This is a genomic window from Micromonospora sp. NPDC052213 (assembly GCF_040679695.1).
GTDB lineage: Bacteria > Actinomycetota > Actinomycetes > Mycobacteriales > Micromonosporaceae > Micromonospora.
The window spans coordinates 1-9250 of record NZ_JBFAVI010000223.1 but is presented as its reverse complement, the minus strand read 5'-3'; the positions used below and the strand labels follow the sequence as shown (position 1 = coordinate 9250).

12 protein-coding genes and 1 pseudogene are annotated in these 9250 nt (G+C 74.9%); 12 read left to right on the top strand and 1 reads right to left on the bottom strand.

Annotated features, from left to right (window positions below; all coding sequences use genetic code 11):
• From AB0L34_RS31055 to AB0L34_RS31015, 9 genes are all read left to right on the top strand, one after another.
• On the top strand, positions 1–288 hold a 288-nt coding region (locus AB0L34_RS31055; protein WP_363708886.1), incomplete at its 5' end, for a biotin/lipoyl-containing protein.
• Between the two features lie 11 nt (positions 289–299).
• Positions 300–1679, top strand: a complete 1380-nt coding sequence (locus AB0L34_RS31050; protein ID WP_363708884.1) for an acetyl-CoA carboxylase biotin carboxylase subunit — start codon at positions 300–302, stop codon at positions 1677–1679.
• The gene (locus tag AB0L34_RS31045) at positions 1676–2428 is read left to right on the top strand and encodes an SRPBCC family protein (protein WP_363708882.1); all 753 of its coding nucleotides are present in this window, start codon (positions 1676–1678) and stop codon (positions 2426–2428) included. Before AB0L34_RS31050 ends, AB0L34_RS31045 begins: the two co-directional genes overlap by 4 nt.
• Positions 2421–2825: a cupin domain-containing protein gene (locus tag AB0L34_RS31040; RefSeq protein ID WP_363708880.1), complete on the top strand. Its 405-nt coding sequence runs from the start codon at positions 2421–2423 to the stop codon at positions 2823–2825. The genes AB0L34_RS31045 and AB0L34_RS31040 overlap by 8 nt, the downstream gene beginning before the upstream one ends.
• A gap of 55 nt (positions 2826–2880) precedes the next feature.
• A complete protein-coding gene (locus tag AB0L34_RS31035; protein WP_363708879.1) occupies positions 2881–4149 on the top strand; it encodes a beta-ketoacyl-[acyl-carrier-protein] synthase family protein in 1269 nt (422 codons plus the stop codon).
• Complete coding sequence (locus AB0L34_RS31030) at positions 4146–5396, top strand: beta-ketoacyl synthase N-terminal-like domain-containing protein (RefSeq protein ID WP_363708877.1); 1251 nt, start codon at positions 4146–4148, stop codon at positions 5394–5396. Before AB0L34_RS31035 ends, AB0L34_RS31030 begins: the two co-directional genes overlap by 4 nt.
• Positions 5393–5716 (top strand): antibiotic biosynthesis monooxygenase family protein, encoded by a 324-nt coding sequence (locus AB0L34_RS31025; protein WP_363708875.1) that lies wholly within the window; start codon positions 5393–5395, stop codon positions 5714–5716. The genes AB0L34_RS31030 and AB0L34_RS31025 overlap by 4 nt, the downstream gene beginning before the upstream one ends.
• Before the next feature lie 55 nt (positions 5717–5771).
• A complete protein-coding gene (locus AB0L34_RS31020; protein ID WP_350707493.1) occupies positions 5772–6092 on the top strand; it encodes a multidrug efflux SMR transporter in 321 nt (106 codons plus the stop codon).
• Positions 6093–6486: 394 nt separating this feature from the next.
• Positions 6487–7878 (top strand): class I adenylate-forming enzyme family protein, encoded by a 1392-nt coding sequence (locus AB0L34_RS31015; RefSeq protein ID WP_363708888.1) that lies wholly within the window; start codon positions 6487–6489, stop codon positions 7876–7878.
• On the opposite strand, the gene AB0L34_RS31010 is transcribed toward AB0L34_RS31015, so the two are convergent.
• A complete protein-coding gene (locus tag AB0L34_RS31010) occupies positions 7809–8579 on the bottom strand; it encodes a 4'-phosphopantetheinyl transferase superfamily protein (protein WP_363708873.1) in 771 nt (256 codons plus the stop codon). The genes AB0L34_RS31015 and AB0L34_RS31010 overlap by 70 nt on opposite strands.
• 15 nt (positions 8580–8594) lie before the next feature.
• Here AB0L34_RS31010 and AB0L34_RS31005 point away from each other — a divergent pair, with 15 nt between their 5' ends.
• From AB0L34_RS31005 to AB0L34_RS30995, 3 genes and pseudogenes are all read left to right on the top strand, one after another.
• Positions 8595–8861, top strand: coding sequence for an acyl carrier protein (locus tag AB0L34_RS31005; protein ID WP_350685991.1), 267 nt, complete (start codon positions 8595–8597; stop codon positions 8859–8861).
• Positions 8861–9106 carry an acyl carrier protein gene (locus AB0L34_RS31000; RefSeq protein WP_350707497.1) on the top strand — a complete coding sequence of 82 codons (246 nt, stop codon included), beginning with the start codon at positions 8861–8863 and terminating at the stop codon, positions 9104–9106. The genes AB0L34_RS31005 and AB0L34_RS31000 overlap by 1 nt, the downstream gene beginning before the upstream one ends.
• Positions 9099–9250: pseudogene (locus AB0L34_RS30995) on the top strand (beta-ketoacyl-[acyl-carrier-protein] synthase family protein); the annotation flags it as partial. The gene AB0L34_RS31000 and the pseudogene AB0L34_RS30995, both read left to right, overlap by 8 nt.

The following is a 9250-nucleotide window of genomic DNA, read 5'->3' as shown; positions in this document are numbered from 1 at the left end:
GTCGCGGCCCGGCCCGCGCCGCCGCCCGTGGCCGCCGGCGAGCCGGGCCGGTACGCGGTGCGCTCGCCCATCGTCGGCACGTTCTACCGGGCGCCGGAGCCGGGCGCCGCGCCCTTCGTCGCCGTCGGCGACCTGGTCCGCCCCGGCCAGGTCATCGGCATCGTCGAGGCGATGAAGCTGATGAACGAGGTGACCGCCGACCGGGGCGGTCGGGTCGCCGAGCTCCTCGCCGCCGACGGGCAGCCGGTCGAGTACGACCAGCCGCTCGTCGCGCTGGACCCGGTCTGAGGCGGTGCGTGATGTTCGAGAAGGTGCTGATCGCCAACCGGGGTGAGATCGCCCTGCGGGTGCTGCGCGCCTGCCGCGAGCTGGGGGTGCGTACCGCCGTCGTCTACTCCACGGCGGACGCCGACTCCGCCGTGGTGCGCCTCGCCGACGAGGCCGTCCTGATCGGTCCGCCGGCCAGCCGGCGCAGCTACCTCAACGCCGCCGCGATCGTGGAGGCGGCCCGGCAGGTCGGCGCGCAGGCGGTGCATCCCGGCTACGGGTTCCTCTCCGAGGACGCCGACTTCGCCGAGATCTGCGCCGACAACGGGCTGACGTTCATCGGTCCGCCGCCGGAGGTGATGGCCGCGCTGGCGGACAAGTCCTCGGCGCGGGCGCTGATGCGCCGGGCCGGGCTGCCGCTGCCGCCGGGCAGCGTCGCGCCGGTGCCCACCGCGGCCGCGGCGGCGGAGGTGGCCGCCGAGGCGGGCTACCCGGTGATCGTCAAGGCGGCGGCCGGCGGCGGCGGCCGGGGCATGACCGTGGTCGCCACCCCCGCCGAGCTGCCCCGGGCGTACGCGCGGACCAGGGCCGCCGCGCAGGCCGCGTTCGGCGACGACCGGGTGTACGTGGAGCGGTTCCTGACCGGCGCCCGGCACGTCGAGGTGCAGCTGCTGTGCGACTCCCACGGCAACGGGGTGCACCTGGGCACCCGGGACTGCTCGGTGCAGCGCCGGCACCAGAAGCTGGTGGAGGAGGCGCCCGCCCCGGCGCTGTCCGCCGGCACCCTGGAGGCCATCGCGGAGTGCGCCCTGCGCGGGGCCCTGTCCGCCGGCTTCACCGGGGCCGGCACGGTGGAGTTCCTCGTCGACCCCGACGAGCGGTTCCACTTCCTGGAGATCAACTGCCGGATCCAGGTCGAGCACCCCGTGACCGAGATGGTGACCGGGATCGACCTGGTGCACGAGCAGCTGCACATCGCCGCCGGGGTGCCGCTGCGCTGGCGGCAGGAGGACGTCCGCCCGCACGGGGTCGCCATCGAGTGCCGGGTCAACGTGGAGGACCCGGACCGCGGGTTCGCGCCGACCCCCGGCCGGCTGGACCGCTTCGTCCCGCCCGGCGGCCCGTTCACCCGGGTCGACACACACGGCCACGCCGGCTACCTGTTCGGCCCGTACTACGACTCCCTGCTGGCCAAGGTGGCGGTGTGGGCGCCGGACCGGGAGCTCGCGCTCAACCGGCTGGAACGCGCCCTCGACGAGTTCGACATCGCCGGGCCCGGCGTCCGCACCACCATCCCGTTCGTCCGGCGGGTGCTCGACGACGCCGGGTTCCGCAAGGGCCGCTACTCCACCGGCCTGGTCGACCAGTTGCTCGCCGGTCCGTCCGACGCACACCACAGGAGGCTCCGTTGACCGTCACCCATGGCCGTCCGCTGACCGCCGAGATCACCGACATCCTGGTAACCAACTGCGGGCTGGACGCCGACGCCGCCGCCCGCGCCCCGGCCGCGTCCCTGGAGGAACTCGGCATGGACTCGCTGGCGCTGCTCGAACTCTCCGCCGTGGTCGCCGACCGGTGGCAGGTGCGGATCCCCGAGCAGGCCGGGCAGCTCAGCATCGCGGGCGTCGCCGAGCTGGTGGCCCGCCGCGCCGACCCGCCCGGACACACCGAGAACAGCGTGCTCGTCGCCGCGCCGCTGCCGCTGGTCTGGGACGTCACCAACGACGTCGCCGGCTGGCCCGAGCTGTTCACCGAGTACGCCCGGGCGGAGATCCTGGACCGCGACGGCGACACGGTGCGGTTCCGGCTCACCATGCACCCCGACGAGAACGGGGTGGCGTGGAGCTGGGTCAGCGAACGCACCGCCGACCCGGCCACCCGGCAGGTGCGCGCCCGGCGGGTGGAGACCGGGCCGTTCGAGTACATGCGCATCCACTGGAGCTACGCGGAGGAGCCCGGCGGCACCCGGATGACCTGGGTGCAGGACTTCGCGATGAAACCGACCGCGCCGGTGGACAACGCCGGCATGACCGACCGCATCAACACCAACAGCGCCGTGCAGCTCGCCGTCATCAAGGAGAAGATCGAACGCCTGGCCGCCGACGGCGGCGGCCGGGCCCCGGCCGGTGCCGACGGGGCGACGGGAGCCGGCGATGAGTGAGGACACCCTGCGGCTGGTGGCCGCCGCCGACGTCGCGCCGGACGGCCGCCGCGGCGGCGAGCTGCGGGTGCTGCTCGGCCCGAAGACCGTCGGCAGCACCTCCGGCTTCATGGGGGTGGCGACGCTGCGCCCGGGGGAGCGGATCGCCGAGCACTACCACCCCTACAGCGAGGAGTTCCTGTACGTCGTCCGGGGCACGATCACCGCCGACCTGGACGACGAGGCGGTGCTGCTGGCCGCCGGGGAGGCGCTGTTCGTGCCGCGCAACGTCCGGCACCGGCTGCGCAACACCGGCGACGAGGCGGCCGAGGTCGTCTTCCACCTGGGACCCCTCGCACCCCGGCCGGAACTGGGCCACGTCGACACCGAACTCGTCGAGCAGCGGGGCGGGTCGTGAGCGCGAGGAGTGAGCCGGGGTTGCGAGCCCCGCAGTCGCCAACCGAGGTGGCGTCGTGACCGGGCGCCGCACGGTCGTCACCGGCGTCGGGGTGGTCGCGCCGGGCGGCGCCACCCGGGACAGCTTCTGGAAGACCGTGACCGCAGGGCGTACGGCCACCCGACGGATCACCTTCTTCGACCCGTCGCCGTTCCGCTCCCAGATCGCCGCCGAGTGCGAGTTCGACCCCGACGCGGCCGGCATCACCCTCGCCGAACGGCAGCGCGCCGACCGGTACGTGCAGTTCGCGCTGGCCTGCTCCATCGAGGCGCTCGCCGACAGCGGCCTGGAACCCACCGACGCCGAGCGGGAGGTCACCGGCGTGGTGCTGGGCACCGCCGTCGGCGGCACCATGGCGCTGGAGCAGGAGTACGTGCGGGTCAGCGACTCCGGCCGGCGGTGGCTGGTCGACCACGCCCTCGGCGGACCGTACCTGTACCCGGCGCTGGTGCCGAGCAGCCTCGCCGCCGACGTGGCCGTCCGGCACGGGCTGCACGGCCCCGCCCAGGTCGTGTCCACCGGCTGCACCTCCGGCATCGACGCCATCGGCTACGCCCACCAGCTCATCGTCGACGGGGAGGCCGACATCGTGCTGGCCGGGGCGTCGGACTCGCCGATCTCCCCGGTCACCGTCGCCTCCTTCGACGCGATCAAGGCGACCAGCCCGGACAACGACGACCCGGCGCACGCCTCCCGCCCGTTCGACGCCGACCGTCACGGCTTCGTCCTCGCCGAGGGCGCGGCGGTGCTGGTGCTGGAGGAGTGGGAGCACGCCCGCCGCCGGGGCGCGCACGTCTACTGCGAGCTGGCCGGGTACGCCAGCCGCGCCAACGGCTTCCACATGACCGGGCTGCGTCCGGACGGGGTGGAGATGGGCCTGGCGATCACCGACGCGCTGCGCCAGGGCCGGCTGTCCCCGCAGGACGTCTCCTACATCAGCGCGCACGGCTCCGGCACCCGCCAGAACGACCGGCACGAGACGGCGGCGTTCAAGCGGGCGCTCGGCGAGGCCGCGTACGGGGTGCCGATCAGTTCGATCAAGTCGATGGTCGGGCACTCGCTCGGCGCGATCGGCTCCATCGAGATGGCCGCCTGCGCCCTGGCCATCGAGTACGGCGTGGTGCCGCCCACCGCCAACTGGGCCACCCGGGACCCGGAGTGCGACCTGGACTACGTGCCCAACGTGGCCAGGGAGACCCCGGTGGACGTGGCGCTGTCGGTGGGCAGCGGCTTCGGCGGCTTCCAGTCCGCGATGGTGTTCCGGCGGCTGGCGGCGGCGGCGTGAGCGCGCGGGCCGTGGTCACCGGCATCGGGGTGGTGGCGCCCAGCGGCATCGGCGCCGACGCCCACTGGCGCACGGTCGCGGCGGGGACCCGGTGCACCGGCCCGATCACCCTGTTCGACCCGGCGGACTACCCGACCCGGGTCGCCGGGGAGGTGCCCGGCTTCGAGGCGGCGGCGTACGCCGACACCCGGCAGCTCGTGCAGACCGACCGCTGGACGCACCTGGGCTTCGCCGCGACCAGGCTGGCGTTGGCCGACGCCGGGCTGCCCGAGCGGGCCCCCGAGCCCTACGGCTGGGCGGTGACGCTGGCCAGCTCGTCCGGGGGGAACCTGTTCGGGCAGCGGGAACTGCAACGGCTGTGGGGCGGCGCCACCCGCACGGTGGGGGCGTACCAGTCGATCGCCTGGTTCTACGCCGCCAGCGTCGGGCAGCTCTCCATCCACCACCAGTTCAAGGGGCCGTGCGGGGTGCTGGTCGCCGAGTCCGCCGGTGGGTTGGACAGCCTCGCCCACGCGGTGCGCACCGTGCGCCGGGGCACGCCGGTGGTGATCGCCGGGGCGACCGAGTGCCCGCTGAGCCCGTACGCGCTGACCTGTCAGCTCCGCTCCGGGCTGCTCAGCGACGTCGCCGACCCGGAGGTGGCGTACCGGCCGTTCGACCGGTCGGCCGGCGGCTACGTGCCGGCGGAGGGCGGGGCGGTGTTCGTGGTGGAGGAGTTGGGGCACGCGCTGGCCCGGGGCGCCCGGGTCTACGGCGAGGTGACCGGCTGGGGCGCCACCCACGACGCCGCGCACACCGGCCCGGACGCCGGCGGCGACTCCGCCCGGTACGCCCGGGCGATGCGGCTGGCCCTGGACCGCTCCGGGGTCACCGCGGACGAGGTGGACGTGGTGGTCCCCGACGCCCTCGGGGTGCCCCGCTTCGACCGCGCCGAGGCCGAGGCGCTGCGCGCGGTCTTCGGCGACCGGCCTCCGCCGGTGAGTACGCACAAGGCGCTGACCGGCCGCGCCCACCAGGGCGGCTCCGCGTTGGACGTGGCCACCGCGCTGCTCGCGTTCCGCCACGACACGCTGCCCGCCTCCGCCGGTCCCCGCGAGCCGGCGCCGGGCTGCGAACTGGGATTCCTGCGGGCGCCCCGGCAGCCGCGCAGCCGGCTGGCGCTGGTCTGCGCCCGGGGTTTCGACGGTTTCAACAGCGCGTTGGTGCTGCGGGGAGCGCCACCGGCACCGAGGGGAGCAGCGGAATGAGCGGGTCACGGGCTCGGGTCGTCTTTCTCGTGCGGGTGGCCGAGGAGCGGACGGCGGACTTCCTGCGGGCGTACGAGGCGGTGCGGCACCTGGTCGCCGACGGTGTGCCGGGGCACCTGGTCGACCAGGTGTGCCGGTCGGCGGCGGACCCGGAGCAGTGGCTGATCACCAGTGAGTGGGAGTCCCTGGCCGACTTCGAGGCGTGGGAACGCAGTCCCGGGCACCGGGATCTGGTGCGGCCGATGCGGGAGTGTTTCACCGACGCCCGCTCGCTGCGTTTCGTCGTCCACGCGCAGACTCCCGAGGTGGCGCGCGTCTGACCGCCCTGCGGCACGCCGTGCGCGGCGCGGCGCGGCGTGCCGCAGGATCACCGGCATGGCGTACGTCTTCCTGCTTCTCGCGATCTCCGCCGAGGTCCTCGGCACCAGTCTGCTCAAGGCGACCGACGGGTTCACCCGGCTCTGGCCGACGCTCGGCCTGGCCGTGGCGTACCTGGCCGCCTTCGGGATGCTCTCCCTCGCGGTGCGGGACATCCCGGTCGGCGTCGCGTACGCCATGTGGTCCGGGCTCGGCACGGCCGCGATCGTGGCGATCGGCGCGGTGTTCCTCGGCGAACCGTTGAGCGTGACCAAGGTGGTCGGCGTCGGCCTGGTCATCGCCGGGGTGGTCGTGCTCAACGTCGGCGGCGCGCACTAGGGCGGCGCGCGACGGAACCGGAGGGAGCGCGCCGTGCACGTCCGCCGGTCGGACAGGCCCCCGGACGCCTGCGCGTAGCCGGGCACCCGGGTGGTCGCCGGGGTCCCGTCGCCGGGTGAGGCCCCCACGCGACCGGTGGGCCTGCGTGCCGGGCGGTGGGCCGGCGCCGATCTGCGGACGCACCTCACCCATGGTGAGCGGCGCGCTGCCGTACGCGCTCGATACTGCCTGTCCGATCGAGGGTCTGCAATCCGGCCAGCCGCTTTTTTTGATCTAGCCATTTGCATCTAGTAATGGTTCTCGCGGCTGTCGTAGTGTTCCGGCAGCACCCCGAAAGATGCACCCTTTGGGCGTACTCGCCCTATTTCAGGTTGGGCGGTGGACGGCGGTGAGCATGGATCGTCCGACGGAAAACCCTGCGGCAGGGACCCCGGAATGGGTCGACGACGTGTTGCTCGCAGGGCCTGCGAACGACATTTGTCTACGACTTCCGGAACCGGTGGAGCGGGGCACGTTGCGGCGACTGGTCGCCGATGCGCAGACCCGTCTCGCCGCCGCCGGACTGCGCCCGGGCGGGGCCGCCGCGCTCCGCCTGCCGCCGTCACTGGCGTACGTGGTGAACCTGCTGGCCACCTGGCGCACCGGGGCGCAGGCCGTCCTGCTCGACCACCGCCTCACCGACCACGAGGTGGACCGGGCGCTGGAGCGGCTCACCCCGCAGGTGGTCGTGGCCCCGGTGCGCAGCGGCGGCGGGGCGCTGCGCGTCTTCGTCGACGTCACCGAGGGCGTCACCCCGTACGCCGACCGCCCCGCGGTCAGCGGGCACGCGGTGATCCAGCTCAGCTCAGGCTCCACCGGACCGTCCAAGGTGATCGGTCGCACCGCCGACGACCTCGTCGCCGAGGTGCACCGCTACACCCGCATCGACGGGGTGGCGCTGCCCGGCGAACGGATCATCCTGCTGCCCTCGATGGTCCACGTGCTCGGCCTGGTCGGCGGCCTGCTCTACGGCCTGCACGCCGGCGTCGAGCTGGTGCCGCCGGAGCGGCTCAGCGGCGACGCCGTGCTGGCCGCGATCGCCGCCGACGACTCACCGGCCACCGTGCTCGGCGTGCCGTTCCACATCGGACTGCTCGCCTCCACCCGGCCCGCCGGGCCGCTGCCGCAGTTCAAGCGGATGACCACCGGCGGCGAGCTGGTCCCGGCCGCCGTCGCCCGCGCCTTCACCGACCGCCACGGCGTGCCGCTGGGCAACATGTACGGGATGACCGAGGTCGGCGTCATCGGCACCGACCTGTACGGGCGGCACCGCCCGTCGATCGCCCCCGCCCCCGGCATCGAGGTCCGCGAGGTCGACGGCGAGCTCCAGGTCAGCTGCCCCGCGTCGCCGTACGTCGGGCTGAGCGACCCGACCCGCTGGGCCGACGGCTGGCTGCACACCCGCGACGCCGGCACGGTCGACCCCGGCACCGGGCTGGTCACCGTGCGCGGGCGGCTCGACTCGCAGGTCTCCGTCGGCGGCCTGAAGGTCGACCTCACCGAGGTGGAGACGACCGTCGCCGGGCTGCCGGGCGTCGCCGCCGCCGTGGTCGTCTGGGACAACGGCATCACCGCGTACGTGCAGCCGGACGGGCCGCTGTCGGAGGAGGTGCTGGACAAGCTGCTCGCCGAGCGGCTGGCCGGCTACAAGCGACCGCGCACCCTGCACCTGCTGGATCAGCTGCCCCGCACCACGACCGGCAAGCTGGTCCGCTCGGTCGACGCGCTCCGGGCGGCGGCGACGTGACCGGTCCGCCGCGCCGCCCCGACCGTCCCGTCCCCGTCCACCTGGACCTCCACCACCTCGACCGGCGGCGCGGCGGCGCCGACCACCGCGACCGCCACGACGAGGCCCCCGCCGACCGGCGGGTGCCCGACGCGCAGGCCCGCCACGCCGGGCACCGGCCGCAGCTCGCCGCCGCCCACCGGCCGCGCGGTGCCCGCGCGCCGGGGCGCGCCGGCAGCGGAGGGCACGGGCATCCGCCGGCGCAGGCCGCCGTCGCGCAGCCCCATCCCGAGCGCCTTGCCCACCGCCTCCTTCGCGGTCCACAACCGCAGGAAGTCCGCCGCCCGGCCGCCGGCGGGCCGCCCGGCCAGCCAGGCCGCCTCGGCCGGGGCGTACCACCGCCGGGCCAGCGCCAGGGCGGGCAGCGGTCGGGACCGCTCCACGTCGACGCCGACCGGGCCGGCCACGCGGGCGGCGACCACGACCACCCGGTCGGCGCGGCTCACGCTGACCGGCAGCTCCATCCGCGGGTCCCCATCGGACGTGCCGACGAACGGCCGCCCGTCCGGGCCGTGGCCCACCACGATCTGCGCCTCCGCGCGGCCGAGCAGCGTGGCACCCGCCCGCCGCAGCAGCCGCCCGGCCGGGATCGGCCGACCGCCGTCCCCCCGGCCGACCCACACGTACACGGTGTCCCGACCGGGCACCGGTAACTGGCTCACGGAGAGAGGTTAACCATGCGAGCCGAGATCCGCGCCTTCGTCGTCGAGCAGCTCGAGGACATGAACTACGACGTCGAGGGCATCGACGACGAGACCACCCTCGGACCGTCCGGGGTGGACCTGGAGTCGTTGGCCCTCGCCGACCTGGCCGTGCGGGTGGAGGACCGCTACGGCCTGAAGTTCGCCGACGACGAGTCGGAGAAGCTGGCCCTGATGACGGTCGGCGAGTTCACCACGATGGTCGCCGACCGGGTCGCCGGGGCGACGAGCGACAACTCCTGATGGCCGGTCAGCCCGACCTGGGGCGAGCTGACCTGGTGACCATGCTCGCCGAACTCACCGGGAAGCCGGCCGCCGAGGTCGGCGACCGGATCGGCTCGATGGAGCTGGCCTGGCTGGTGCACCTCGTCGAGCAGCGCTACGACCGGCGGCTCGACCTCACCGACGACCAGCTCGCCGGCATCCGTACCGTCGACGACGCCCTGGCGGTCTTCCGGACCTCCCTGACCGCCCCCGCCGATGGCTGAACGGGCCGCCGTCCAGCTCACCGGCGTCCACGCGACCAGCGCGCTCGGCAGGGGACCCGACGCGCAGCTCGCCGGCGTCCTGGCCGGGACGCCCGCGTTCCGACCGGTGGGCCGCTTCGACACGGCGTCGCGCCGGGTCGACGC

Bases quoted from the DNA above. Each gene is read 5' to 3' on its own strand.
- AB0L34_RS31050 (WP_363708884.1), top strand. From the start codon at position 300: ATGTTCGAGAAGGTGCTGATCGCCAACCGGGGTGAGATCGCCCTGCGG.
- AB0L34_RS31040 (WP_363708880.1), top strand. From the start codon at position 2,421: ATGAGTGAGGACACCCTGCGGCTGGTGGCCGCCGCCGACGTCGCGCCG.
- AB0L34_RS31025 (WP_363708875.1), top strand. From the start codon at position 5,393: ATGAGCGGGTCACGGGCTCGGGTCGTCTTTCTCGTGCGGGTGGCCGAG.
- AB0L34_RS31020 (WP_350707493.1), top strand. From the start codon at position 5,772: ATGGCGTACGTCTTCCTGCTTCTCGCGATCTCCGCCGAGGTCCTCGGC.
- AB0L34_RS31015 (WP_363708888.1), top strand. From the start codon at position 6,487: ATGGATCGTCCGACGGAAAACCCTGCGGCAGGGACCCCGGAATGGGTC.
- AB0L34_RS31005 (WP_350685991.1), top strand. From the start codon at position 8,595: ATGCGAGCCGAGATCCGCGCCTTCGTCGTCGAGCAGCTCGAGGACATG.
- AB0L34_RS31000 (WP_350707497.1), top strand. From the start codon at position 8,861: ATGGCCGGTCAGCCCGACCTGGGGCGAGCTGACCTGGTGACCATGCTC.